The sequence below is a fragment of the Neisseria sp. genome, from assembly GCF_030530745.1.
In the GTDB taxonomy this organism is placed as follows: domain Bacteria; phylum Pseudomonadota; class Gammaproteobacteria; order Burkholderiales; family Neisseriaceae; genus Neisseria.
This window is the reverse complement of the sequence record NZ_JAUMUI010000030.1, coordinates 1-23,922: the sequence shown is the minus strand read 5'-3', so window position 1 is coordinate 23,922 and position 23,922 is coordinate 1. Positions and strand designations below refer to the sequence as shown.

Sequence of the window (23,922 nt, the reverse complement as noted above, 5' to 3'; positions counted from 1 at the left end):
GATGGTGCCAACGTTTACGTGCGGTTTGCTCCGCTCGAATTTCTCTTTAGCCATGAGCTAATTCCTTTATAAAGAACAATTAAAGAACAGGGAAGGGCGGCCGTCTGAAATTCAGACGGCCTTTTTCGACAGTTTAGCCTTTGCGGGCTTCTGTAACTTGTGCGGCAACGTGTGCGGGAGCTTCTGCGTATTTCTTGAACTCCATCGAGTAGGTTGCACGGCCTTGGGTGGCAGAACGCAGATCGGTCGAGTAACCGAACATTTCTGCCAACGGCACTTCGGCACGGACTTTCTTGCCGCCGATGCCGTCGTCGTCCATACCCAAAACGATACCGCGGCGGCGGTTCAGGTCGCCCATCACGTCGCCCATGTAGTCTTCGGGGGTTTCCACTTCAACGGCCATAATCGGCTCCAACAATACCGGAGAGGCTTTTTTCATACCTTCTTTGAAGGCCATGGAAGCGGCCAATTCAAAGGCAATTTGAGAAGAGTCTACATCGTGGTAAGAACCGAAAATCAGGCGGATACGCACGTCAACTACGGGATAGCCGGCAACAATACCGTTGGGCAGGGTGTCGCGGATACCTTTATCGACAGAGGGAATAAATTCGCGCGGAATCACACCGCCTTTGATTTCGTCGATAAACTCGTAGCCCTCGCCACCGGGTTCCAGCGGTTCCATTTTAATCACAACGTGACCGTATTGGCCTTTACCGCCGGATTGTTTAACGTGTTTGGCTTCGGACTCCACTTCTTTGCGGATGGTTTCGCGGTAAGCTACCTGCGGTGCGCCTACGTTGGCTTCCACACCAAATTCGCGCTTCATGCGGTCGACGATGATTTCCAAGTGCAATTCGCCCATGCCGGAAATAATGGTTTGACCGGATTCTTCATCAGTGCGCACACGGAAAGAGGGGTCTTCCTTGGCCAGGCGGTTCAGGGCGATACCCATTTTCTCTTGGTCGGCTTTGGTTTTCGGTTCGACGGCAACGTGGATTACCGGTTCGGGGAATTCCATGCGCTCCAAGATAATCGGCGCATCTTCGGCACACAGGGTTTCACCGGTGGTTACGTCTTTCAAACCGATAGCGGCGGCAATGTCGCCTGCACGGACTTCTTCAATTTCGGTACGATCGGCGGCAGTCATCTGCACCAAACGGCCGATACGCTCGCGGGTACCTTTAACCGAATTGATAACGGTATCACCTGATTTCACCACACCTGAATACACGCGTATGAAAGTCAGCTGGCCGACATATTTGTCGTTCAGCATCTTGAACGCCAAGGCGGAGAATTTCGCTTCGTCTTTGGCTTCACGGCTGTCGGGCTCTTCGTTGCCCGGGTTGATGCCTTGAACGGGAGGAATATCGGTCGGTGCGGGTAAAAATTCCACCACAGCATCCAACATGCGCTGCACTCCCTTGTTTTTGAAGGCAGAGCCGCAAAGCATCGGCTGGATTTCACCGGCCAGTGTGCGCTGACGGATGGCTGCAACGATTTCTTCTTCGCTCAACTCCTCTCCACCCAAATATTTATCCATCAGCTCTTCGCTGGCCTCGGCAGCTGCTTCAACCATATTGTTGCGCCATTCTTCAGCAGTGGCCACCAAATCAGCGGGGATATCGCCATATTCGAACGTGGTACCTTTGTCGGCTTCGTTCCAAATAATGGCCTTCATTTTCAGCAGGTCGACCACGCCTTCGAAGTTGTCTTCAGCACCCACGGGAATAACAATGGGAACGGGGTTGGCGCGCAGACGGGTACGCATTTGCTCGACTACGCGGAAAAAGTTGGCGCCTTGACGGTCCATTTTGTTTACAAAGGCCAAACGCGGCACTTTATATTTGTTGGCTTGGCGCCATACGGTTTCCGACTGGGGCTGTACGCCGCCTACCGCGCAGTAAACCATTACCGCACCGTCGAGTACGCGCATAGAACGCTCCACCTCTACGGTAAAGTCAACGTGCCCCGGAGTATCAATGATGTTGAAGCGGTGCTCGGGGAACTGGCCCGCCATACCTTTCCAGTAAGAGGTTACGGCTGCCGAAGTAATGGTAATACCGCGTTCCTGCTCTTGTTCCATATAGTCGGTTGTGGCAGCACCGTCGTGCACTTCGCCCAGTTTGTGGGTCAGGCCGGTATAGAACAGGATACGCTCGGTAGTGGTGGTTTTACCCGCGTCGATGTGGGCGGAAATACCGATATTGCGATAAAGGTTAATCGGGGTTTTGCGAGCCATTTTATTCGCCTTTCGAAATTAGAAACGGAAGTGTGAGAAGGCTTTGTTGGCTTCGGCCATACGGTGTACTTCTTCACGTTTTTTCATGGCGCCGCCACGGCCTTCGGCTGCGTCGATCAATTCGCCGGCCAGGCGCAGATCCATGGATTTTTCACCGCGTTTGCGGGCAGCATCGCGCACCCAGCGCATTGCCAGAGCCAAGCGGCGTGAAGGGCGGACCTCAACAGGAACTTGGTAGTTGGCACCGCCGACACGGCGGCTTTTCACTTCTACAACGGGCTTGGCGTTGGCAATGGCTTCGTTGAACACTTCGATTGCTGCTTTGCCGGTTTTTTTCTCAATTTGCTCGAGGGCGCCGTAAACGATGCGCTCGGCAACGGATTTTTTACCGTCAATCATCAATACGTTCATGAATTTGGTCAACTCGACGCTGCCGAATTTCGGATCGGGCAACACGTCGCGCTTGGGGACTTCTCTACGTCTTGGCATTTTAATTCCTTAAATATCTATTCAGTTGGGACAATCCCATGAATGCCCATCAAAGCATTCACTTACTCGGCCGCACCCCTTTTTTCAGGTGGCAAGACCGACGTGCCATGGTGTTGTCGGATTACTTGGGGCGTTTGGCACCGTATTTGGAGCGTGCTTGCTTACGGTCTTTAACGCCTGCGGTATCCAGGGAACCGCGAACGGTGTGGTAACGTACACCCGGCAAGTCTTTTACACGACCGCCACGGATCAGCACCACGCTGTGCTCTTGCAGGTTGTGTCCTTCGCCGCCGATGTATGAAATCACTTCGAAACCGTTGGTCAGGCGTACTTTACATACTTTACGCAATGCGGAGTTCGGTTTTTTCGGGGTAGTGGTGTACACACGGGTGCATACGCCGCGTTTTTGCGGGCACGCTTCCAGTGCGGGCACTTTGTTTACGTACACGGGCTTTTGACGGCCTTTGCGTACCAATTGGTTGATAGTTGGCATATTTTCTCGTCCTGTTGAGTGAAATACTTGCCGGCACCATGCCGACAAGAGCGGAATTATATTTTCGGTGCAAACACTTAGTCAAGCCGCGGGCTGAAAAAAGTGTTTTGCGTGCGGTATTTGGCGTGGTTTTGCCCACAGTTTGAGGCCGCCTGAAAACATTTCAGACGGCCTTCTGTATTTATTTCTGAAATCTTATTCACGCGGCAGTGCGGCGGTGGTAGTGCCGCAGGGCGTGTTCCTTGCGGCGGCCGCTGCTGAAAGCGGACACGCGCTTGAGGTAGCCGATGACGCGCGTGCCGTAGTCGATATCGTGCGAGCCGCAGGCGCTGCATTCGTGCAGGGTGCGTTTGTCGATATGGCCGCAGTCGTTGCAGATGGTGATGCGCACGTTGACGCAGAAATAGTTGCAGCCGGTTTGGGCGGCGATGTCGAGCAGTGAGCGGTAACCGGCCTGCGGCAGTGCTTCGTCTAAATTCAGGTGCAGGGCGGAGCCGCCGTCGAGCCATTCGGTAAGCTCGCGGCCGTGCAGCAGGAATTTGTCGAGCGCGTTGGTTGCTTCGTCTTCCACGATATAGAAATAGGAGTTGTAGCAGTCGCGGGCAACCTTGTAGCCGTCGGCCTTGTCCCATTTGGCGTTTTTCACGCCGAGGTTCTCGGCGGGCACGAATTCGGTGTTGAACTTCACGCCGTAGTGTTTCGATGCGGCTTGGTTGGCCTGATAGATGGTTTTCAGACGGCCTTGTACGAAGTTGACGTAGTCTTCGTTGTAACCCACGGTAATCCCGCACGATTCGGCGGCTTCGGCCATGCCGTTGATGCCGATGGTGAGAAACTGTTTGTCGAGCGTGATGAAGCCTGCGTCGTAAACCGGCAGCATGCCGGCGGCCTGGTATTCCTCCATCAGCTTGCGGTAGGCGTATTGGTAGCGGTGGATTTTCGCCACTTCGGTTGCCAAGTCGCGCCCGTCCTGCTCCAGCCGGTTCATGTTGATGGTAATCACGTTAATCGAGCCGGTGGCCACGCCGCCCGCACCGAGGGTGTAGGAAAAGGTGCGGTCTTCGATGGCGTTGCGCAGGCGGCAGCACGATGCCAGCGAATCGGGGTTGTCGGAAAGGTAAACGAAAAATGAATTGCCTTCGGCCAGCTCCTGCGCCATTTGATCGGCGAATTCGGTGTCTTTGCACTTGCCGTTTCCGGTGAGCATGGCAGCGGTTACTACAGGGAAAGTGAGCACGGCTGTGCTGCGCTCCCTGTTGAACCATTTTAAAAAAAACAATTGCAAAGCGGCCACGCTTTCCCACTCGGGCTTGCTGAAATCGGGGAACACGAAATCGGCGAACATGGCTTCGAAATAATGGCGGTCGTACACCGAAATATTCCAAAACACGCTCTGGTAACCGCGCGCGGCGGCGGGCTGGTTGATGCTGTACACCACCTGCTGCATATGGTCGGCAATTTCCGCCGCGTGGGTTTGCAGGTAATCGCGGCCGTAGTCTTTGCGGGCGAAATAGTCGAAATAAGTTAAAAACTCCACCGTAGCCACCGCGCCGGCAAACTGCGCGCTGATGGCAAACACCAGATTGATAAACGAGCCGCAAAACGATGCCAGATGTTTGGGGGCTTTCGATTCGCCACCGAGCTTGGCCAAGCCGTCGAGCAAAAACGGATACAGTGTAACCGACACGCAATAGGGCTTGAGGCTGGTTTCGTCGTGCACATAAATCTCGTGCGCCTCGATTTGGCGGATATATTCATCAGCATCGGCCTTGCCGAAGATTTTTTCGATTTTGCGGAAAACCTGCGCGCGGTTGACCTGCACGAAAAAATCCTTCATCAGCTCGGCTTCCATCGTGGCGATGTTTTTTTGGGTAACGTTGGCATTGGCGTCCATTTTCGAGCCGTCGGCAGCGTTTTGCGCCGCAATATAGCCGTTCATAAACGCCAGCTTGCCGTTCAGCTGCTCGGGGGTAAGCCGGATCATATGGTTTCTCCTCTGAATAAATGGGTTAAGTTTTCATCTGTATGAATACGGATAAAACGTTGGTTGGTAGCCGGGCTGTTCAAGCCGCCCAACTCCGGCAGCCAGCGGCCGGTTTTCAAAAACGTGAGATAAGGCAGCAGGCCGTCTGAAAGCTCTTCGCGCTCCAAACCGGTGTATAAGCAGCTTTTCAAACCCGCCTCCCGCACCACTTCCAACATACGGCGCAGCGCATCAGGCAGCCATTCGCCGCCCATAAACAGCACACAGGTAATCAGCCCGCGATAGCGTTTCAGACGGCCTTTCAAATAATCCGCAGTCAACTCCGCGCCCAATCCTTCCTTCCATGAATCCGCACTGTGGCAGCCTTTGCAGCGCAACGGGCAGCCCGAACACAAAAATGCCAACGATACCTCGCCCGGCACTTCCTGCCACACGATTTGCTCGGCAGTGAATCTGAGCATTTGCCCATCCATTTCAAACCCCATATTTAGTATTAAAAAAATAAAAAACTACTAAATATGGTATTTTATAAATTTTCAGATACCTATTATTGATGTAAGTCAAATTTCACAAAACAACAATGTAAAAAAGATTCATCAAATTTGACTGTTAAAATGAAGGCCGTCTGAAAATATTTCGGTTTTCAGACGGCCTGTTGTCAAATACGGATTGCGGCCTTAACGTTTGCGGTAACAGCGAACGGTTTCGGCCAACCATTCGCCGACTTCCTGCCACATTACAGCAGCCCCGGTTGGCCCAACGCAGGGTCGCTCGCGCGGGCGGCTTCGGCATCAGCCACGGTTAGGCCCAAGGCTTTGGCCACGCCTTCGCCGTAGGCCGGGTCGCATTTCACGCAGTTGCGGATATGGCGGTATTTGATGAAGTCCGGCGCATCGCCCATGGCGGCGGCGGTGTTGTCGAACAGGGCTTGTTTCTGTTCGGCATTCATCAGATTAAACAGCGCGCGCGGCTGGCTGAAATAATCGGCATCGTCTTCGCGGAAGTTCCAATGGGCGGCATCGCCGTTGATTTTCAGCGGCGGCTCGGCGTATTGCGGCTGCTCCTGCCATTGGCCGAAACTGTTGGGTTCGTAGTGCGGCAGACCGCCGTAGTTGCCGTCCACACGGCCGTAACCGTCGCGGGCGTTACTGTGCACGGGGCAGCGCGGTGCGTTGACCGGAATCTGGTTGCGGTTCACACCCAAGCGGTAGCGTTGCGCGTCGGCATAGTTAAACAGGCGCGCTTGCAGCATTTTGTCGGGCGATGCGCCGATGCCGGGTACGAGGTTGCTCGGTGCGAAGGCGGATTGCTCCACGTCGGCAAAGAAGTTTTCGGGGTTTTTGTTCAGTTCGAACTCGCCCACTTCGATCAATGGGTAGTCTTTTTTCGGCCACACTTTGGTAAGGTCGAACGGATGATACGGCACTTTTTCGGCATCGGCTTCGGGCATGATTTGCACATACATTTTCCATTTCGGGAAATCGCCGCGCTCGATGGCTTCATACAAATCTTTCTGATGGCTTTCGCGGTCTTTGCCGATTACCGCTTCCGCTTCGGCGTTGCTCAGGTTTTCAATGCCTTGTTGGGTGCGGAAGTGGAATTTCACCCAGAAGCGTTCGCCGTCTTTGTTCCAAAAGCTGTAAGTGTGCGAACCGAAGCCGTGCATGTGGCGGTAGGATTTCGGAATGCCGCGGTCGCTCATCACGATGGTTACTTGGTGGAAGGCTTCGGGAAGCAGCGTCCAGAAATCCCAGTTGTTGGTGGCGCTGCGCATATTGGTGCGCGGATCGCGTTTCACCGCTTTGTTCAAGTCGGGGAACTTGCGCGGGTCACGCAGGAAAAACACGGGGGTGTTGTTACCCACCATATCCCAGTTTCCTTCTTCGGTGTAGAACTTCAGCGCGAAACCGCGGATGTCACGCTCGGCATCGGCTGCGCCGCGTTCGCCGGCCACAGTGGTGAAGCGGGCGAACATTTCGGTTTTTTTGCCCACTTCGCTGAAAATGGCAGCGCGGGTGTATTTAGTGATATCGTTGGTTACGGTAAAGGTGCCGAAAGCACCGCTGCCTTTGGCATGCATGCGGCGCTCGGGAATCACTTCGCGCACGAAGTCGCCGAGTTTTTCGTTCAGCCACAAGTCTTGCGCCAACAGCGGGCCGCGGGGGCCGGCGGTGAGGCTGTTTTGGTTGTCGGCAACGGGTGCGCCGTTGCTCATGGTGAGGTGGGTTACCGGGCATTTGCTCATGGTTTGTGCTCCTTTGGCTGGTAGTGGGAATGCGTGGGAACGGCGGGTTTGATATGTGCCGTATGGGCACTATACGGCAACATTTCTGCCGTTAAAACTATGATTGCGATTGATTTTAGATATTTTAAATAGAAAATAAATTATTAATAGCTTTTGTTAAATTGATAATAAAAAAGCCCGTTTTCGCGTAAAATAAGGCCGTTATCAGCCAATTGCCCATAGAAACAGAAATATCATGCACGCCACCGTATATTTGGAAGACAACGAATACATCGCCTTGTGCGACCTGCTCAAACTGGCAGGACTAACCGACAGCGGCGGCCGGGCCAAAGCGGCGATTGCCGGCGGGCTGGTGTTGCGCAACGGCGAAACCGAAACCCGCAAAACTGCCAAAATACGCGGCGGCGAAGTGATTGAGTTTAACGGCGCGGTGCTGGAAATCGAAAACGGTTATGACCCCGAAGAAACTTAAACCCGAAAACCTGCTGCCCGAACCCGTGCGCCCCGAAGCGTGGGAATGCTGCGGCAGCGATTGCGGCGATGCGTGTATCCAAACGATTTATTGGAACGAAAAAGCCGCCTACGATGCGCAGCAGAAACAGCGGCAGGCGCAGCTTGCCGAAGAAGCCGCCGCACAAACGGACGGCACGGATAAGGCCGTCTGAAAGGCGAGGATGATAGACCTGCACTGCCATTCCAATATTTCAGACGGCCTGTTAAGCCCCGCCGAAGTGGTGCGGCTGGCGCACGCCAACGGCTGCACCCTGCTCGCGCTCACCGACCACGACCACACCGGCGGGCTGGCCGAAGCGCGCGCCGAAGCGCAAAAATGCGGCATCCGCCTGATTAACGGCGTGGAAATTTCCGTTACCTGGCGCAAACGCACCGTGCATATCGTCGGGCTGGATTTCGACGACGGCAACGAAGATTTGCAAAACCTGTTGGCCGAAGTGCGCAAAGGCCGTCTGAAACGGTTGGAAGCGATTGCCGCCAAGCTCGAAAAGAGGGGCATTCACGGCGCATACGAAGGCGCGCTTGCCTTGGCCGCTAACCCCGAAATGGTGTCGCGCACCCATGTGGCCGAGTTTCTGATTAACGCAGGCCATGTGCGCAACAAACAACAGGCGTTCACCAAATATCTGGGCGACGGCAAACCGGCTTCCGTGCCGCACGAATGGGCGGGTTTGGCCGAAGCCGTGGCCGCCGTCAACGGTGCGGGCGGCTTGGCCGTGATTGCCCACCCTATGCGCTACGGCTTTTCCGCCACCGCCAAGCGCAACCTGTTTGAAGAATTCAAGGCGGCGGGCGGCGCGGCCATCGAAGTGCACAGCGGCAACTGCGGTAAGAACGACCGTTTAAACTATTCCCTGTCGGCCGAACGCTACGGCCTTCTGGCCAGCGCCGGCAGCGATTTCCACAGGCAGGGCGATTACAGCGGCGGCATTTTGGGCGCCTGCCCCGAGCTGCCTGCCAACTGCAAACCTGTTTGGGATTTTTTTCAGACGGCCTGAAACGGTTTGTCTAAGATTCATACTGGAAAAAACGCTGATACCGTGCAATCACCAAGGCCGTCTGAAATGTTTTCAGACGGCCTTGGTGATTGCGCGGCGGCCGTTTCGCCCCCATATCACTTGCACGGCGGCATTTTCAGTTACAATTCCGCCAAACCATCAACCAGCAAGGAACACAGCATGGCACAATTTTTCGCCATCCACCCCGACAACCCGCAAGAGCGCCTGATCAAACAGGCGGCAGAAATAGTCAGACAAGGCGGCATCGTGGTTTACCCCACCGATTCCTGCTACGCACTCGGCTGCCGCTTGGGCGACAAAGAAGCGATGGAACGTATTTTGCGCATCCGCCAAATCGACCAGAAACACCACCTCACGCTGATGTGCGCCGATTTGAGCGAGTTGGGCACTTACGCCAAAGTCGACAACGGCCAGTTCCGCCGGCTCAAGGCCGCCACCCCGGGCAGCTACACCTTTATTTTGCAGGCCACCAAAGAAGTGCCCAACCGCACCCTGCATCCCAAACGCAAAACCATCGGCCTGCGCGTGCCCGACAACAAAATCGCACTCGCCCTGTTGGCGGAACTGGGCGGGCCGCTGTTAAGCTGTACCCTGATGCTGCCCGAAGACAGCGAACCCTTAACCGACCCCTACGAAATCCGCGACCGCTTGGAGCACAGCGTCGATCTGGTGATTGACGGCGGCTGGTGCGGCACCGAGCCGACCACCGTAATCGACATGACCGACGGAGTAGCGCTGGTGCGCGAGGGAAAAGGCGATAAAAGCCTGTTCGGGTTGTAAAGGCCGTCTGAAAACCGATTGCCGCGCAAAAGCGCAAGGCCCTTTTGTTAAAGACCTCCGAGAAAGCCCTACCCATGAAACTCTTTCTTACCTCTTATTTTGCCGAAACCGCCTCCCTGCTGCCCGCCTGCCTGAACGAAGATATGCAGGGAAAAACCGTGGCGTTCATCCCCACCGCCGCACGGGGCGAAGAGGCGGATTTTTATGTGGACGAAGCCCGCGCGGCTTGGAGGGCATTGGGCGTTAATATCGAAGAAACCGATGCCGCCGTTTTAAATGTGGAGCAACTGGCTGAAAAACTGCGCCTCTGCCACTATATCTACGTTTCCGGCGGCAATACCTTTTACCTGCTGGAGCAACTGTGGCTCAAACAGGCCGACGGCGTTATCCGGCAGCAAATCGCCGAGGGAAAACCCTATATCGGCGAATCGGCCGGCAGCATGATATTGGCGGAAAACCTCGCCTATGTGCGCGAAATGGACGATGCCGCCGCCGCTGCGTCAGCCTGCGGCACAGGCTTGGGCATCATCGGCATCTGCCCGCTGCCGCACGACGGCGAATACCCGTTTGCCGACGTTACCGCTTTAATCCGGCAGAAATATGCGTTTCTGCCCCTTTATCCGCTCAACAACAAGCAGGCCGTATTTATCGACAGCGGCAAGGGCGTTCAAACCACCGTAGAGGCCGTCTGAAAGCCGAAAGCCCGCAACGGTTTCATCACGGCTCGCCGGTTTTCAGACGGCCGGGATTACTTTAATTCAAAAGGAAAACTATGTTTCAAAACTTCGACTTGGGCATTTTCTTACTCGCATTGGTGCCGGTGTTGCTGGCGATAACCGTGCACGAAGCCGCCCACGGTTACGCCGCGCGCTATTGGGGCGACCGTACCGCCGAGCAGCTCGGCAGGCTCACGCTCAACCCGCTGGCGCATATCGACCCCGTCGGAACGATTTTGGTGCCGATACTGATGTTTCTGTTCACGCCGTTTTTGTTCGGCTGGGCCAAGCCCGTACCCATCGTGCCGCGCAATTTCCGCAATATGCGCATGGGGCTGCGCATGGTGGCGGTGGCCGGGCCGCTGTCTAACTTGGTAATGGCGTTCGGCTGGGGGTTGGCGTTTGCGCTGGCACCCCATGTGCCTGAGTCGTTCCAATACCCGCTGGGCGAAATGGCCAAATACGGCGTGCTGATTAACGCCGTGCTGTTCGTGCTCAATATGCTGCCGGTGCTGCCGCTCGACGGCGGCCGCTTCGTCGACAGCTTTCTGCCCGCCCGCGCTTCGGTGCAGTTTCAGAAAATCGAGCCTTACGGCACTTGGATTATCCTGATTCTGCTGATGACCGGGCTGCTGGGCAAAATCATGATGCCGTTTGTGGCGGGCATCATCACGCTGGTGCGTTCGGTTACAGGGGTGTTTTTCTAGGGCCTGTTGACAATTAACGCAACGGCGGTGTTTTTGGTCAAAAAACCGCTTCGCCGGTCAATTGTCAACAGACCCTAGTGTTTGGGGCGGCTTCCCGGCAAAACCCGCTATAGAAAAAACTTTATTTCCGCCATATTCCTGCCTCCCTGGAGCTGTCGATATCTGACCGGCACATGATAATACCGCTTCAGCCCCACCGACCCCACGTAGGAAAAACCATGAAAAAACTGCTTCCCTCTGTTCTGCTTCTTGCCGCGCTGGCCGCCGGCGGTTGGTATGTGTACCAACAGCGGCACCAAAGCGGCCTGCCCGAAGGTTTCGCCCGGTCAAACGGGCGCTTGGAACTCAAGCGCTTGGACGTGGCCAGCCTTTATCCCGGGCGGGTGCAGAAAATGCGGGTGGACGAAGGCAGCGAAGTGAAAGAAGGCGACGTGCTGGCCGAATTGTCGTCTGAAACCAGCACCAGCCGCGTGGAAGCGGCCAAAGCGCAGAAACAGCGTGCCGAAGAGGGTGCCGCCCGCGCCGATGCCGAAATCAAAGCTTATGAACAACGGCTGAAAGTGGCGCAGCTCGATTTGGATAACGCGCTGCAAATGCGGCGCGACGAGCTGGTGTCCGACAGCGAGGTGAGCAAACGCCGCGCCGAGCGCGACAGCGCCGCCGCATCGGTTCAGGCGGCCAAAGCCGCGCGAGCCGAATCGCGCGCGGCGGTGAACGCCGCGCAGGCGCAAATCAGCGAAGCGTCGTCGGCCAACGACGATATGCTGATACGCAGCCCGAAAGCAGGCAGGGTGGAATACCGAATCGCCGAAGAAGGCAGCATAATCGCCTCGGGCAGCAAAGTGGTGAGCCTGATCGATCCGGCTGATGTGTCGATGAATATCTTTCTGCCCAACGGCCAGATGAGCCGCCTGAAAGTGGGCGGCGAGGCGCGGATTGTGCTCGACGGTATTGCCGCCGTATTTCCCGCCAAAATTACGTTTATCGCCGCCGATGCCCAGTTCACGCCGAAAAACGTGGAAACCGCCGACGAGCGCGCCAAACTGATGTTTAAAGTGAAACTGAAAATGCCCGAAGAAACCGCTTTGGAATACAAGGGATTATTAAAAGGCGGCATGACGGGCAACGGCTATGTGCGCTTGGACGACAAAGCGCAATGGCCGTCTGAACTGGCGGTTAAGCTGCCGCAGTAAACCCTTTGAAAAGGAAAGCATCATGAGCAAAACCAAACTGATCGCCGCCCTGCTGGCCGCCGCCCTGATTCTGCCCGCCGCGCACAGCCGGGCGGCGCAGGCAGACAAACGCTCGGTTATCGAACGCATCAACGACAAACTCGAAAAAAGCCGCCGAGTGCGCGAAAGCAAAAAACACCGGCGCGATCAGGAAAAACGCCGGAAACAACAGGCCGAAAAAGAGCGCGCAGAAAAGAGTGCCGGTGCGCCCAAACCCTGATGCGGAGCAATAATATGAATACCCCGCCCGATTCCGCCGCCGCACAGGCGCGCATTAACGAAATCCAGCAGCTTTACCGCGAATGGACCGAGCTTTTGCCCAAACTTGAAGCCGCCCGGCAAGACTGGCGGCGCGGCGAAGCCATTATGCGGCAATTGGAAAAATTTTATTTCGAAGGCGAATTCACCCGCTACCACCAAGCCGTTGAAAACGGGCTGGACATCGATTTGCGCACGACCGGCGAATACAGCGTGATGGGCGAAGACACCTTGTGGAACGCCTTTGCCGAACAGCAAACCCTGGCCCGGCAATGGCTGCGCGCGGCCGTGGCGGTGTTGGACAGGGACGGCGGAGAAGAAACCGCGGCAGACGGTTCAGGCGTTTCAGACGGCCTCTAACGGGTAATACGGAACCTTTGCCAAAATCCGCCCAGGCCGTCTGAAAACGCAGTTTCCGTGAGGAAACAAGTTTCTGCGAAGCTAAAACGCAGTTTCCGTGAGGAAACAAGTTTCTGCGAAGCTAAAACGCTGTTTCAGGATTCCCTATGCAACCGCACACCATCCGCCCCGCCGTGCAGGCCGACCTGCCCGCCATCGTTGCCATTTACAACAGCGCCATCCCCGGCCGCCAAGCCACCGCCGATTTGCAGCCCGTCAGCACACAGAGCCGCCAAGCCTGGTTCGACGCACACGGCGGCAACCGCCCGCTATATGTAGTGGAGGGCACCGCCGGGCAAGTGCTTGCCTGGGGCAGCTTCAGCGACTACTACCCGCGCCATGCCTACCGCATCAGCGCCGAAATCAGCATTTATGTGCACCAAGATGCACGCGGCAGCGGCTTGGGGCGGCGGCTCGCCGAGTATATGTGTGCACAGGCGCCTGCCTTGGGCATCCGCAACATCATCGCCGTGATTTTCGCCCACAACACCCCCAGCATCCGCCTGTTTTCCGCGCTGGGTTTTAGCGAGTGGGGACGGCTGCCGCAGGTGTGCGATATGGAAACCTTTGTTGCCGATGTGGTGATTTTGGGTAAACGGGTAGCGGAAGGGCAGGCGTAGCTTGCCAAGATTGGGCCGGACTCTCTCCGTCTGCAACCGACAATAACGAACATACGCCGGCCACCGTTTCAGACGGCCTGATTGAAATACATAATGGCTCTAGGGGCTGTCGACATTCAACACAACGGCGGTATTTTTGGCCGAAATACCCCGTCTGCGGCGTTAGGCAGCGTAGCGGACTTGCGAAGCTGAAATGCCCGCAGGTGTCCGACCTTGCTGCGCTTTTTGCCTGGCATCCGCGGATTTTTGCCTCAAAAAACCGCTTCGCCGGTCAATTGTCAACAGACCCTAGACTACAGATTTATGCAATTTTACTTTTCACCAACCAACCAGGAAACCAAATGTCCCATTCCATCGCCGATACCCGCTACCGCCCGATTTGCTTTTTCAGTCTGTCGCTGATGATTCCTTGGGTGTTGTGGTTTATCGCCGCTCAAATCAGCCATACGCCCGGGCAGGAAAGCAGCCCTTGGCTGGCGGCGCTGATGCTGGCCGGTTTGTTTGTTCCCGTATTTTTGGCGATGTGGCTGGTTTGGCGTAATCCGGTTTTGCGGGCGGATACCCTGCCGCGCCTTCTATGCTTGTCGGGCTTTCCTAAACGCTACCTGTTTGCCGCCATACTGTTGCCGCCTGTATCGCTGGTGCTGGCGCAACTGGTTTCCCTGCTGTTCGGGCACAGTCTTGGCCAGTTCCATATTTCAGGCAACCCTTCGTTTACCTCGGCGGTGTTGTCGCCTTGGCTGATGCTGGTTTTGGCGGCGGTGGTGGAAGAGCTGGCATGGCATTCCTACGGTACGGACGCGCTGCTTTCCCGTTTCAGCCTGTTTGCCGCATCTATGCTGTTTACCCTGTATTGGGCGTTATGGCATCTGCCGCTGGGTTTTATCAAAGGCTATTACCACAGCGAACTGATGGCCTCGGGTGCGCTCTACACCGCCAATTTCGTGGCCAGTATGGTGGTGTTCGTGTTGCTGATGAACTGGGTATATATGAAAAGCGGCCGCAGTATTGCCGTGGCCGCTCTGTTCCATCTTTCGGCCAACCTGGGCAATGAGATTTTTGCCACCCACCCCGACAGCAAAGTGATTCAGACAGGCATTCTGCTGCTGGTATCCGCCGTGGTGTTATACAAGGAAAAAGAACTGTTTTTCCGTCGTCTGCAGAACACCGCAACTTAAGGTATTGTAGATGCTGATTATTCAGGCAGCGTTTACGTTGCCCGCCATCCAACCGACAACAATTACCCCCCATGCCGATAAACACCCGCCCCGCCGTTTCCCTGCAAGCCGTTACCCACCGCTACGGCAAAACCCTCGCGCTGGCCGATGTGTCGCTCGCTATCCCGCGCGGCGTTACCGTGGGTTTGATCGGGCCGGACGGTGTGGGCAAATCAACGCTGCTGTCGCTGATTGCCGGCGTGCGGGTGATTCAGGCGGGTGAAGTGCGGGTGCTGGGCGGCGATATGGCCGGCAAACAAACGCGGCAGGCGCTGTCGCACCGCATCGCCTATATGCCGCAGGGCTTGGGCAAAAACCTGTATCCCACCTTAAGCGTGTATGAAAACATTGATTTCCACGCGCGGCTGTTCGGGTTGGGGGCGGTGGAGCGTAAGGCGCGGATTGCGCGGCTGTTGGAAGCCACCGGCCTGGCGCCGTTTCCCGACCGTGCGGCGGGCAAGCTCTCGGGCGGCATGAAGCAAAAACTGAGCCTGTGCTGCGCGCTGGTGCATTCGCCCGATCTGCTGATTCTCGACGAGCCGACCACCGGTGTCGACCCGCTGTCGCGCCGCCAGTTTTGGGCGTTGGTTAACGCGCTGCGCGCCGAGCAGGCGGGCATGACGGTGATTGTCGCCACCGCCTATATCGACGAGGCCGAACAGTTCGAACACCTGCTGGCGATGGACGGCGGCAGACTGCTCGCCAACCGTCCCACCCGCGAAGTGCTGGCCGCCTACGGCGCCGCTACGCTCGAAGAAGCCTATATCAAAATGCTGCCGCCCGAAAAACAGCAGGGTTCGGGCGGGTTGGACATCACGCCGTTCACTCCCGATCCCGCCTCGCCGCCGGCCATCGAAGCACACGGCCTTACCAAACGCTTCGGCAGTTTTACCGCGGTGAACCATGTAAGCTTCAAAATCGAAAAAGGCGAGATTTTCGGCTTTTTAGGCAGTAACGGCTGCGGCAAATCCACTACCATGAAAATGCTCACCGGCCTGCTGCCCGCCAGCGAAGGCGATGCCGAATTATTGGGCGAGCCCGTCGATGCGGGCGGCATGGCGGTGCGGATGCGCGTGGGTTATATGTCGCAGGCGTTTTCGCTGTATGAAGAGCTGAGCGTGCGGCAGAACCTCGAGCTGCACGCCAAGCTCTACCAAATGGGTGCGGCAGGCGCGCAGGCGGTGGCCGATGCGCTGGAAGCGTTCGATTTGGAAAACGTGGCCGGCACCAAGCCCGCCTCGCTGTCCTTGGGCATACGCCAGCGCCTGCAACTGGCCGCCGCCTGCCTGCACCACCCCGAAGTGCTGATTCTCGACGAGCCGACCTCCGGCGTTGATCCCGCCGCCCGCGATATGTTTTGGCGCACGCTCTTGAAGCTGTCGCGGCAGGACAAAATCACCATTTTCGTTTCCACCCACTTTATGAACGAAGCCGAACGCTGCGACCGCATTTCCTTTATGCACAAAGGCCGCGTGCTGGCCGTGGGTACGCCGGCCGAACTGGTGGCGCAATACCGCGCACCGAATCTGGAAGAAGCGTTTGTGCAGTATTTGGTGGAAGACGAAGCGCGGGAAGCAGCGGAACTTTCAGACGGCCTGTCTGAAAACAACAGGCCGTCTGAAAACCCAGCCTCATCAACTGCACAACAACAGCGCTTATCCCCGCACAAGCAGGAACCCGTGGCGGGCACAACGGCAACGCCTGCCGCCGGCCTGACTCCCTCCCCCGTGGGTGAGGGCCGGGGAGAGAGCAAAACGGCGGAAACTGCGGCCAATGCTGCTGCAGCTCAAAGCGGCTCTCTCCCCAACCCTCTCCCGCAGGAGAGGGAACAGGCAGTCGGTGTTTCAGACAGCCTGCCTGAAACAAACAGGCCGTCTGAAAGCCCAAACAATCAAAAAACACCACACCAAACCGATACGCTGGCCTATTGGTTCGCCACGGTATGGACATTCGCCGCCCGCGAAGCCAAAGAGCTGCTGCGCGACAAAATCCGCCTGTTTTTCGCGGTTATGGGGCCGGTGATTATGCTCGCTTCGGTGGGCTGGAGCATTTCCTACGATGTGGACGACCTCACCTTCGCCTTGCTCGACCGCGACCAAAGCGTCGAAAGCCGCCGTTTGGCCGAATATTTCCGCGGTTCGGCCTATTTTGCCGAAGTGCCGCCGGTGCGCTCGCAGGCAGAGGCCGAGCGGGCGCTGCAAAGCGAACGGGCGGTGTTGGTGGTGGATATTCCGCCCGCGTTCGGGCGCGATGTGGCGCTGGGCAGGCAGCCGGAAGTGGCGCTGTATGTGGACGGCACCGCGCCGTTCAACGGCAACACCGTTTCGGGCTATGCCGGCGCCCTGCTCGAAAGCTACAACCGCGACGTGTTGAAACGGCGCGGCATCGAGCCGCCCACGCCCGCCGCCCTCGAACCGCGCTTTATGTATAACCCCGAATTCAAGAGCTTGAACGGCATGGTGCCGAATATTCTGGTGATGGTGCTGATGATGATCCCCGCCATCATGACCGCGCTGTCGGTGGTGCGCGAGCGCGAAATCGGCTCGATTGCCAATCTGTATGCCTCGCCCGCTTCGGTGCTGCAATATCTGGCGGGCAAGCAATTGCCGTATCTGGTGTCCGGCGCGGTTAATTTCGTGATGCTGACGGCGATGGTGGTGTTTTGGTTCGGCGTGCCGCTCAAGGGTTCGTTTGTAGCGCTGCTGCTCGGCTCGCTGCTGCTGGTGGGCGCATCAACGGGTTTGGGGCTGCTGGTGTCGTCGTTTACCCGCTCGCAAACCGCCGCCTTTTTTATCGCCGCGCTGGGCACCATGATTCCGACCATCAATTTTTCCGGCATCATCCACCCGCTTTCCAGCTTAAGCGGCGGCGCTTATGCGATGGGGCTGGGCTTTCCCGCCTCGTGGTTCCAGCGCATCAGCATGGGCGGCTTCAGCAAAGGGCTGGGCTTGGCCGACTTCGCCCTTGAATACACCGTGCTGGCCGCTTTTGCCTTGGGCTATCTGCTGCTGGCTTCGGTGTTGTTGAAAAAGCAGGAAAAATAAACGGCAGGCAGCCCGGATATTGGCATCAATCCGGCCTGTTGAAATGTCATAACCAAGGCTAAAGGCCGTCTGAAACCCCGCAAAGGCCCATTATGCGAAGCATCAAAAATATTTTTGCCTTAAGCCTGAAAGAGCTGCGCAGCCTGTTCGGCGACACCGTTTTGGTGGCGCTGATTGTGTTTGCGTTTACCTTTCTGGTGCACTCGGCCGCCACCGGCGTGAGCAACGATGTGAAAAACGCCGCCATCGGCGTGATCGATGCCGACCGCTCGCCGCTTTCCCGCCAAATCACCGCCGCGCTGCTGCCGCCGCATTTCCAAACGCCGGTAGCGGTGAGCCGCGAAGAGGTGGATGCGCTGATGGATAAGGGGCAGTTGGTGTTTGTGATTGAGTTTCCACCTAACTTCCAGCGCGATGTGATGCAGGGGCGCGAACCGCAGGTGCAGCTGCTCACCGATGCCACCACCATCGCACAGGCCGGTTTGGGGCAGGCCTATATCGGGCAGGTTTTTCAAAACGAGCTGATCGAATTTCTCGGCCAGAAAGATTTGATTGATCAGCTGATGCCGGTGAAACCGGTGATCAAAATGCAGTTCAACCCCAACGGCAGCGACGTGTGGCCGCTGGCGATTATGGAAGTGGACAATATGATCACCATGATTACGCTGGTGTTGGTGGGTGCGGCAGTGATCCGCGAGCGCGAGCGCGGCACCATCGAACATTTGCTGGTAATGCCGGTGGGCGCCTCGGAAATCGTGCTGTCGAAAATCCTGGCCAACGGGCTGGTGATCTGCACGGTGGCGCTGCTGTCGATGCGCTGGCTGGTCGGCGGCCTGCTCGAAGTGCCGCTGGCCGGCTCGCTGTGGCTGTTTGCGCTGGGCGCGGCGGTGTTTATGTTTTCTATCGCCTCGCTGGCGGTGATGTTGGCCACCCTCGCCCCCACCATGCCGCAATACAGCCTGCTGATGATGCCGGTGTACATCATCGCGCTGATGTTTTCCGGCTCTTCTTCGCCGCGCAACAATATGCCCGAAGCCGCGCAATGGATCAGCGAATATTGGCCGACCACGCAGTTTGTGTCGCTCGCGCAAAACGTGCTGCTGCGCGGCGCGGGCATTGATTTGGTGTGGCCGCAGCTGGCAGCGATGTCGGCCGCCGGCGCACTGTTTTTGGGCTATGCGCTGTTCCGCTTCAGAAAGATGCTGGAGCAGCAGGGATAGGCCGTCTGAAAAACAAGCCTGCCATGCGCTTGATTGACCGTGTTTGATGTTACTGACTAACGAGTTGGTAATACAGTTGCTAACCCAACCGCAGCAAAGGATAAACCATGGCCCTGCGCCAACCGACAACCGCCGTTCTGCTTTCCTTGCTTTTGGCCGCCTGCGCCGGCACCGATGTGCCGCTCAACAGCCAAATCGCCGTGCCGCAATCCTTCGACCAGGCGCAGGCGGCGAAAGGCAGTACCGACATCGCGCAATGGTGGCGGCAATGGAACGACCCCGTATTGAGCAGCCTGATCGAACAGGGCTTGCGGCAAAGCCACGATATCCGCATCGCCGAGAGCCGCCTGAACGAAGCGCGCGCCGTCAGCCGTGCGACCGAGGCCGATAAAGGCCCCGCCATCGGCCTGAACGCCGATGCCGCCCGCTTGGATGCCCGCATGAGCAACCCCTTGAGCAGCGAAACCCGCGCAGTAATCGGCCAGATTCCGCAGGCCGCCGCCTTAAACAGCGAGCGCTACCGCCTCAAAGGCAGCTCGCTCACCGGCGGCTTTACCGCTTCGTGGGAACCCGATGTTTTCGGCAAAAAACGCAGCGACGCCGATGCCGCCCGTTATGCCGCACTGGGCGCGCAAGAGCAGGTTTACGGCGCGCAGATGCTGATTGCGGCCGACATTGCCGACAACTATTTCAAAGCCCGCGCCGCGCAAGCGCGCCAACAAACCGCCGGGCGCACCACCGCCACCCTGCAACGCATGGTGCGCTATGTGGAAGGCCGTTTCAAAGCCGGCCAGCTGACTGCCTATGAAGTGAGTCAGGCGCGCAGCCGGCTGAGTGCCGCCCAAGCCCGCGAAAGCACGCTGGCCGCCGAATACGCCGCCTATGTGCGCAGCATCGCCGTGCTTGCCGGCCAAACCCCGCAGGGCTTCAGTCTGCCCGAAGGCCGTAAAGACATTCTCGCCAACCAGCCCGCCGCCCCCGCCGGCCAAACCCCGCAAGGGCTGCTGGAGCGCCGCCCCGATCTGCGTGCCCGCGCCGCCGAAGTGAATGCCTACGCCGCCAAACTCGCTTCGGCCAAAGCCGATTTGCTGCCGCGTTTTTCCATCGAATTTTTGGGGCAGGGCAGCATCAGTATCGACGGTTCGGCCGACCTGAAAGGCTGGGGCAGCCTGCTTCGCGCCGGCATTCAGGTGCCGCTGTTTACCAACGGCCGCATCCAAGCCAATATCGCCGCCGCCGATGCCCGCCTTCAGACGGCCTTGCTGCAATACGACCAAACGCTGTTGAAAGCGCTGGGCGAGGTGGACACCGCCTACCAAACCCACACCGCGCTCACCCGTCAAAACCAACTGCTGGCCACCGCGCAGCGGCAGGCTGCCAAGCAGGCGGCGGATACGGAAAAATTGTTCAAATACGGCCACAAAACCTTAGACGAAGCTTTGAGGGCGCAGCTGAACGAGCAGGAAATGCAGGACAACCTCACCCAATCCCGCCTCGCCCGCGCGCAAACGCTGACCGGGCTGTATAAAGCGCTGGGCGGCGGCTGGGCAGCCGATTAGGCCGTCTGAAAAACATTTGCTTTTCAGACGGCCTGAGAACTTTACGAAATTCTTTTCGATACCTTAAAACACTAACGTCATACTCGGGCTTGACCCGAGTATCTCTTTTTCCTCTAAAACAAACAGATGCCCGGGTCAAGCCCGAGTATGGCGAAATGAGGCCTTTGCAAGTCATTTAGGCCGTCTGAAATATTCAACCACCGTCATCAGCTTCGCAATTCCGCTGCGCTACCCCCGTGCAGCGGAATTGCGAAGCTGATGACGAGACACAAACCTTTTTAGGGGTGAATTGGTTTTTTTTGCAAAGGTCCCAGCCTGATCTTTCCCTATTTCAACCGCTGTTTCAGCAGCAGATACATCAGCGCCACGTTAATCGAATCGTTCAGCGCGTTGTGGCGGGGCAGGTCGGGCAGCCTGAGTTTTTTAAACATACTGTCCATACGCAAATCCACATAACTGTCGTGGGCGTTTTGCCTGCTCTGCCAGCGGTGGAACAGCGACGACACGTCGGTTTGCTTGTTGGGCAGCTTGATGCCGAGCATGGGTTTCATGAATTTGTTGATCATCGCTACATCATATTCCAGATAGTAGCCCACCAGTTCGCGCCCGCCGATAAATTCGAGCAGTTGCTTAACGGCTTCTTCCACGGGAATGCCGTCTGAAAGATCGGTGGGGCGCAGGCCGTGCACGGTGATGTTGGCGGCTTTCATCGGGTTTTCGGGTTTCACCAGCACATAAAACGATTCGCTTGCCAGCACGCGGTTGCCGCGTATTTTCACCGCGCCGATTGATAAAATTTCGGCTTCTTTCACATCGAGGCTGGTGGTTTCGCAGTCGAAACTCACCCATTCGCCGGGTTGTTCTTCAAACAGAAAACCATAATGCGGGTCGGTGAGTTTTTTGCGTTCGCGGTTGCGTAAAAAACGTTCAAACATGGCCCGGCTCCCGCTTACGAAGTGATGTGGAAATGGTGGCGGATCACGTTTTTAAAGCGTTTCACCACTTGCAGGGCGTCTTTGAGCAGGTCGCGCTCCAGCGTGGAAAGGTTGGCGAAATCCACCTGGTTCGGCGTACCCGCGCCGCTTTCGAGAATATGCAGGTTGGCGCTGAAGCGCAAATCCATAATATAGCTCAGGGCTTCGGCCACATCCTGCCCGAGCGCCTCGTCGATAACGTTGAGCTGCACCAGATGGCGGATGCGCTCGAAGGTGTTGGTTTCTTCGATGCGCGCCTCCAAACTTAAGGCGCGGATGCCGTGCACCACGGGAAACTGCCCCATTTTTTTGATGTCCATTTTCTCGCTGCCGCCGCGGTTGATGAGCTGCGAGAAAAAGCCCCTGCTCTGGCTTTCAAACTGATCCACGGCGCGGGCGAACGCCATCAGCATGCCGGCATCGTTGATCATGCGTTTTTGCAGATGCTCTTTCACTTCGGCCAGCATGGCAACATCGCCCGCCACCGCTTTGGCGTCGATAAAAATCGCCAGATTCATCATCGCCTCGCCGTCGGGCGCATGGCACCAGCCGCTCACCATTTTTTTGAATTCGGGCAGGGTTTTGCGCCATGCGGGGTTGTTTACCATAATCTTGCCGGGGCAGGGCGGATAGCCCAGGCGCGCCAGCGTGGCCGAAAACTGCTCCGCCACTTCGGCGGCTTCTTCGGGGTTGACGCTTTCGCGCAGAATCAGCGCGTTGTCTTGGTCGGTTTTCAGAATCTGCTCGCCGCGCCCTTCCGAACCCATCACAATCAGGCAGGAGTTGTCGTATAAATCGGCGGGCGCGAGAATGCGCCAGGCTTTTTCAAACAGGCTGCTGTTGAGCACCTGCATCAGCTGCGCCAGTTGCGGCGCACGCACGCCGTTGTTGCGCAGCAGGCGGATGGAATCGGTCATCTGGCCGGCGATGTCCACCAATTCGTCTATGGTTTTGGCGCGCTCCAAACGCTGGGCGGCCAAATGGCTGTGGTTCGAAAAATAGGCCAAAACGTCTATCTGCTCGAGCGTGCCGATGGGTTGGCCGTTCTCCGTAACCACCACGCGCTGGATTTTAAACGTGGTCATGCGCAACAGCGCGTTAAACACGAAATCGTCGATATCGATGGAAATCAGGTTGAACGCCGCCCAGTTGTGTATGGCATCGCTTGAAGGTGCGCCCGCAATCACAATGTCGCGGAACGCCGATTCGGTAAACACACCGATTCTGCCTTCGTGCCGCACCAGCGCCGATTTGGTTTTACGTTCTTTCAACACTTCCGCCGCACGGAAAATCGAATCGCCGCCTTCGAGCCAGGTGGGGTTGTCGCGGCAGGCATCGCGCACTTTGGCGGTGAACAGGCTTTCAAACTCGCTCTCGTTTTTGCTGTTGGAAAGGCTGGCAAACTTATCGGCCACGCTGGCATAACAATACGCGCCGAAACGCGGGTTGCTTTCGATAATCTTCAGCACCACGTCTTTGGGGATGGTGTAAACCAGCGCTTCTTCCTCCACCACAAACTGATGGTGGCTCACCCCCTCAATCAGCCCGCGCGCCTCAAACGTGTCGCGCGGGTGGTAGAGCGACACCACGTCGCCGTCGGCACCGGTTTCTTTCACCAATCCCTTCATCACCACATAAAGATACTCAATCGGCTCGTCGGGGCGGATAATACTTTCGCCGTTGTGAAAAAAGGCGATGTCCACCGCTTTTTGCAGCATCACCCGCTCGGGGTTGCTCAAATAATTGAAAGGGGCGTAGTTGAAATCGAAACGTTCCATTGAGGGCTTCCTCCTTTGCAGTTTTATCTTGTTGTTCAAACGATTATGCCATGTTTTGCAAAAACGGGGGAGGCAGGTTTTTTCAGACGGCACTACCCGCGAAATGGGCGATCTGCTTTTGGCTGCCGATCATCTGCACAGCCGTTATGCCGATTCCGTCCAACTCACCGAAGAGCAAATGCAGGCCGCCAATGTGCAGGGTATCGGCCGTTTGCGCGACCTGCGCGAAGCGGCGGCATTGTCGCCGAAACTGGCGGAAGTGCTGCAAGCCTACAGTCAAGCCGAAACCAAGGCGGAACAAAAAGCCTTGGTGGATCAGCTGGTGGCCGAGTGGGCGAAAACCGATCCGCGCTACGGCGGCAATATCCAGTTCGCCGCACCGTTTGAGACCTTTGCAAAAATCCCAAAACTCCTCTAAATTCCCCCTAACGGATTC

General features: G+C 57.0%; 21 protein-coding genes and 2 pseudogenes. 15 read left to right on the top strand and 8 right to left on the bottom strand.

Going from position 1 to position 23,922, the window contains the following annotated elements; translation table 11 throughout:
• Positions 1 to 133 precede the first annotated feature (133 nt).
• From fusA to Q3970_RS09340, 6 genes and pseudogenes are all read right to left on the bottom strand, one after another.
• On the bottom strand, positions 134 to 2,239 hold the full coding sequence (fusA, locus tag Q3970_RS09365) for an elongation factor G (protein WP_303100310.1): 2,106 nt from the start codon (positions 2,237 to 2,239) through the stop codon (positions 134 to 136).
• Positions 2,240 to 2,257: 18 nt separating this feature from the next.
• Positions 2,258 to 2,728, bottom strand: coding sequence for a 30S ribosomal protein S7 (gene rpsG / locus Q3970_RS09360; protein WP_085367118.1), 471 nt, complete (start codon positions 2,726 to 2,728; stop codon positions 2,258 to 2,260).
• Positions 2,729 to 2,849: 121 nt separating this feature from the next.
• The gene (rpsL, locus tag Q3970_RS09355; protein WP_002218431.1) at positions 2,850 to 3,221 is read right to left on the bottom strand and encodes a 30S ribosomal protein S12; all 372 of its coding nucleotides are present in this window, start codon (positions 3,219 to 3,221) and stop codon (positions 2,850 to 2,852) included.
• A gap of 199 nt (positions 3,222 to 3,420) precedes the next feature.
• A complete protein-coding gene (nrdD, locus tag Q3970_RS09350) occupies positions 3,421 to 5,205 on the bottom strand; it encodes an anaerobic ribonucleoside-triphosphate reductase (RefSeq protein ID WP_303100309.1) in 1,785 nt (594 codons plus the stop codon).
• 1 nt (position 5,206) lies between these two features.
• Positions 5,207 to 5,666 (bottom strand): annotated as a pseudogene (gene nrdG / locus Q3970_RS09345) (anaerobic ribonucleoside-triphosphate reductase activating protein); the annotation flags it as partial.
• Positions 5,667 to 5,941: 275 nt separating this feature from the next.
• Positions 5,942 to 7,450 carry a catalase gene (locus Q3970_RS09340; RefSeq protein ID WP_303100308.1) on the bottom strand — a complete coding sequence of 503 codons (1,509 nt, stop codon included), beginning with the start codon at positions 7,448 to 7,450 and terminating at the stop codon, positions 5,942 to 5,944.
• 235 nt (positions 7,451 to 7,685) lie between these two features.
• Here Q3970_RS09340 and Q3970_RS09335 point away from each other — a divergent pair, with 235 nt between their 5' ends.
• From Q3970_RS09335 to Q3970_RS09270, 14 genes are all read left to right on the top strand, one after another.
• Complete coding sequence (locus Q3970_RS09335; RefSeq protein ID WP_303100307.1) at positions 7,686 to 7,922, top strand: RNA-binding S4 domain-containing protein; 237 nt, start codon at positions 7,686 to 7,688, stop codon at positions 7,920 to 7,922.
• Complete coding sequence (locus Q3970_RS09330) at positions 7,903 to 8,115, top strand: hypothetical protein (protein WP_303100306.1); 213 nt, start codon at positions 7,903 to 7,905, stop codon at positions 8,113 to 8,115. The genes Q3970_RS09335 and Q3970_RS09330 overlap by 20 nt, the downstream gene beginning before the upstream one ends.
• Positions 8,116 to 8,124: 9 nt before the next feature.
• Positions 8,125 to 8,961, top strand: coding sequence for a PHP domain-containing protein (locus Q3970_RS09325; protein ID WP_303100305.1), 837 nt, complete (start codon positions 8,125 to 8,127; stop codon positions 8,959 to 8,961).
• A gap of 180 nt (positions 8,962 to 9,141) precedes the next feature.
• Positions 9,142 to 9,762, top strand: a complete 621-nt coding sequence (locus Q3970_RS09320) for an L-threonylcarbamoyladenylate synthase (protein ID WP_303100304.1) — start codon at positions 9,142 to 9,144, stop codon at positions 9,760 to 9,762.
• A gap of 74 nt (positions 9,763 to 9,836) precedes the next feature.
• Positions 9,837 to 10,454 carry a Type 1 glutamine amidotransferase-like domain-containing protein gene (locus Q3970_RS09315; protein ID WP_303100303.1) on the top strand — a complete coding sequence of 206 codons (618 nt, stop codon included), beginning with the start codon at positions 9,837 to 9,839 and terminating at the stop codon, positions 10,452 to 10,454.
• Positions 10,455 to 10,534: 80 nt separating this feature from the next.
• Entirely contained in the window at positions 10,535 to 11,185 is a 651-nt protein-coding gene (locus tag Q3970_RS09310; RefSeq protein WP_303100302.1) for a site-2 protease family protein, read from the top strand.
• 218 nt (positions 11,186 to 11,403) lie between these two features.
• Positions 11,404 to 12,378, top strand: coding sequence for an HlyD family secretion protein (locus Q3970_RS09305; protein ID WP_303100301.1), 975 nt, complete (start codon positions 11,404 to 11,406; stop codon positions 12,376 to 12,378).
• A gap of 22 nt (positions 12,379 to 12,400) precedes the next feature.
• Positions 12,401 to 12,637 carry a hypothetical protein gene (locus tag Q3970_RS09300; RefSeq protein WP_303100300.1) on the top strand — a complete coding sequence of 79 codons (237 nt, stop codon included), beginning with the start codon at positions 12,401 to 12,403 and terminating at the stop codon, positions 12,635 to 12,637.
• A gap of 14 nt (positions 12,638 to 12,651) precedes the next feature.
• Positions 12,652 to 13,035 (top strand): DUF4298 domain-containing protein, encoded by a 384-nt coding sequence (locus Q3970_RS09295; protein ID WP_303100299.1) that lies wholly within the window; start codon positions 12,652 to 12,654, stop codon positions 13,033 to 13,035.
• Between the two features lie 146 nt (positions 13,036 to 13,181).
• Positions 13,182 to 13,694, top strand: coding sequence for a GNAT family N-acetyltransferase (locus Q3970_RS09290; RefSeq protein WP_303100298.1), 513 nt, complete (start codon positions 13,182 to 13,184; stop codon positions 13,692 to 13,694).
• 341 nt (positions 13,695 to 14,035) lie between these two features.
• Positions 14,036 to 14,872 (top strand): CPBP family intramembrane glutamic endopeptidase, encoded by an 837-nt coding sequence (locus tag Q3970_RS09285; RefSeq protein ID WP_303100297.1) that lies wholly within the window; start codon positions 14,036 to 14,038, stop codon positions 14,870 to 14,872.
• A gap of 77 nt (positions 14,873 to 14,949) precedes the next feature.
• Complete coding sequence (locus tag Q3970_RS09280) at positions 14,950 to 17,955, top strand: ABC transporter ATP-binding protein/permease (protein ID WP_303100311.1); 3,006 nt, start codon at positions 14,950 to 14,952, stop codon at positions 17,953 to 17,955.
• Between the two features lie 92 nt (positions 17,956 to 18,047).
• Positions 18,048 to 19,175 carry an ABC transporter permease gene (locus Q3970_RS09275; protein WP_303100296.1) on the top strand — a complete coding sequence of 376 codons (1,128 nt, stop codon included), beginning with the start codon at positions 18,048 to 18,050 and terminating at the stop codon, positions 19,173 to 19,175.
• 107 nt (positions 19,176 to 19,282) lie between these two features.
• A complete protein-coding gene (locus Q3970_RS09270) occupies positions 19,283 to 20,734 on the top strand; it encodes an efflux transporter outer membrane subunit (RefSeq protein ID WP_303100295.1) in 1,452 nt (483 codons plus the stop codon).
• Between the two features lie 326 nt (positions 20,735 to 21,060).
• On the opposite strand, the gene Q3970_RS09265 is transcribed toward Q3970_RS09270, so the two are convergent.
• Together Q3970_RS09265 and Q3970_RS09260 are read right to left on the bottom strand one after the other, a co-directional pair.
• Complete coding sequence (locus Q3970_RS09265) at positions 21,061 to 21,669, bottom strand: 3'-5' exonuclease (RefSeq protein ID WP_303100294.1); 609 nt, start codon at positions 21,667 to 21,669, stop codon at positions 21,061 to 21,063.
• A 14-nt stretch (positions 21,670 to 21,683) separates the two neighbouring features.
• Positions 21,684 to 23,486 (bottom strand): DUF294 nucleotidyltransferase-like domain-containing protein, encoded by a 1,803-nt coding sequence (locus Q3970_RS09260; RefSeq protein ID WP_303100293.1) that lies wholly within the window; start codon positions 23,484 to 23,486, stop codon positions 21,684 to 21,686.
• Positions 23,487 to 23,568: 82 nt separating this feature from the next.
• On the opposite strand from Q3970_RS09260, the pseudogene Q3970_RS09255 reads away from it, so the two are divergent.
• A pseudogene (locus tag Q3970_RS09255) lies at positions 23,569 to 23,844 on the top strand (hypothetical protein); the annotation flags it as partial.
• Positions 23,845 to 23,922: the final 78 nt, after the last annotated feature.

Coding starts and splice junctions, on each gene's coding strand:
- rpsG (WP_085367118.1), bottom strand. CDS start 2,728: ATGCCAAGACGTAGAGAAGTCCCCAAGCGCGACGTGTTGCCCGATCCG.
- rpsL (WP_002218431.1), bottom strand. CDS start 3,221: ATGCCAACTATCAACCAATTGGTACGCAAAGGCCGTCAAAAGCCCGTG.
- nrdD (WP_303100309.1), bottom strand. CDS start 5,205: ATGATCCGGCTTACCCCCGAGCAGCTGAACGGCAAGCTGGCGTTTATG.
- Q3970_RS09310 (WP_303100302.1), top strand. CDS start 10,535: ATGTTTCAAAACTTCGACTTGGGCATTTTCTTACTCGCATTGGTGCCG.
- Q3970_RS09315 (WP_303100303.1), top strand. CDS start 9,837: ATGAAACTCTTTCTTACCTCTTATTTTGCCGAAACCGCCTCCCTGCTG.
- Q3970_RS09325 (WP_303100305.1), top strand. CDS start 8,125: ATGATAGACCTGCACTGCCATTCCAATATTTCAGACGGCCTGTTAAGC.
- Q3970_RS09290 (WP_303100298.1), top strand. CDS start 13,182: ATGCAACCGCACACCATCCGCCCCGCCGTGCAGGCCGACCTGCCCGCC.
- Q3970_RS09285 (WP_303100297.1), top strand. CDS start 14,036: ATGTCCCATTCCATCGCCGATACCCGCTACCGCCCGATTTGCTTTTTC.
- Q3970_RS09295 (WP_303100299.1), top strand. CDS start 12,652: ATGAATACCCCGCCCGATTCCGCCGCCGCACAGGCGCGCATTAACGAA.
- Q3970_RS09265 (WP_303100294.1), bottom strand. CDS start 21,669: ATGTTTGAACGTTTTTTACGCAACCGCGAACGCAAAAAACTCACCGAC.
- Q3970_RS09335 (WP_303100307.1), top strand. CDS start 7,686: ATGCACGCCACCGTATATTTGGAAGACAACGAATACATCGCCTTGTGC.
- Q3970_RS09320 (WP_303100304.1), top strand. CDS start 9,142: ATGGCACAATTTTTCGCCATCCACCCCGACAACCCGCAAGAGCGCCTG.
- Q3970_RS09330 (WP_303100306.1), top strand. CDS start 7,903: ATGACCCCGAAGAAACTTAAACCCGAAAACCTGCTGCCCGAACCCGTG.
- Q3970_RS09270 (WP_303100295.1), top strand. CDS start 19,283: ATGGCCCTGCGCCAACCGACAACCGCCGTTCTGCTTTCCTTGCTTTTG.
- Q3970_RS09260 (WP_303100293.1), bottom strand. CDS start 23,486: ATGGAACGTTTCGATTTCAACTACGCCCCTTTCAATTATTTGAGCAAC.
- Q3970_RS09305 (WP_303100301.1), top strand. CDS start 11,404: ATGAAAAAACTGCTTCCCTCTGTTCTGCTTCTTGCCGCGCTGGCCGCC.
- Q3970_RS09275 (WP_303100296.1), top strand. CDS start 18,048: ATGCGAAGCATCAAAAATATTTTTGCCTTAAGCCTGAAAGAGCTGCGC.
- fusA (WP_303100310.1), bottom strand. CDS start 2,239: ATGGCTCGCAAAACCCCGATTAACCTTTATCGCAATATCGGTATTTCC.
- Q3970_RS09300 (WP_303100300.1), top strand. CDS start 12,401: ATGAGCAAAACCAAACTGATCGCCGCCCTGCTGGCCGCCGCCCTGATT.
- Q3970_RS09340 (WP_303100308.1), bottom strand. CDS start 7,450: ATGAGCAAATGCCCGGTAACCCACCTCACCATGAGCAACGGCGCACCC.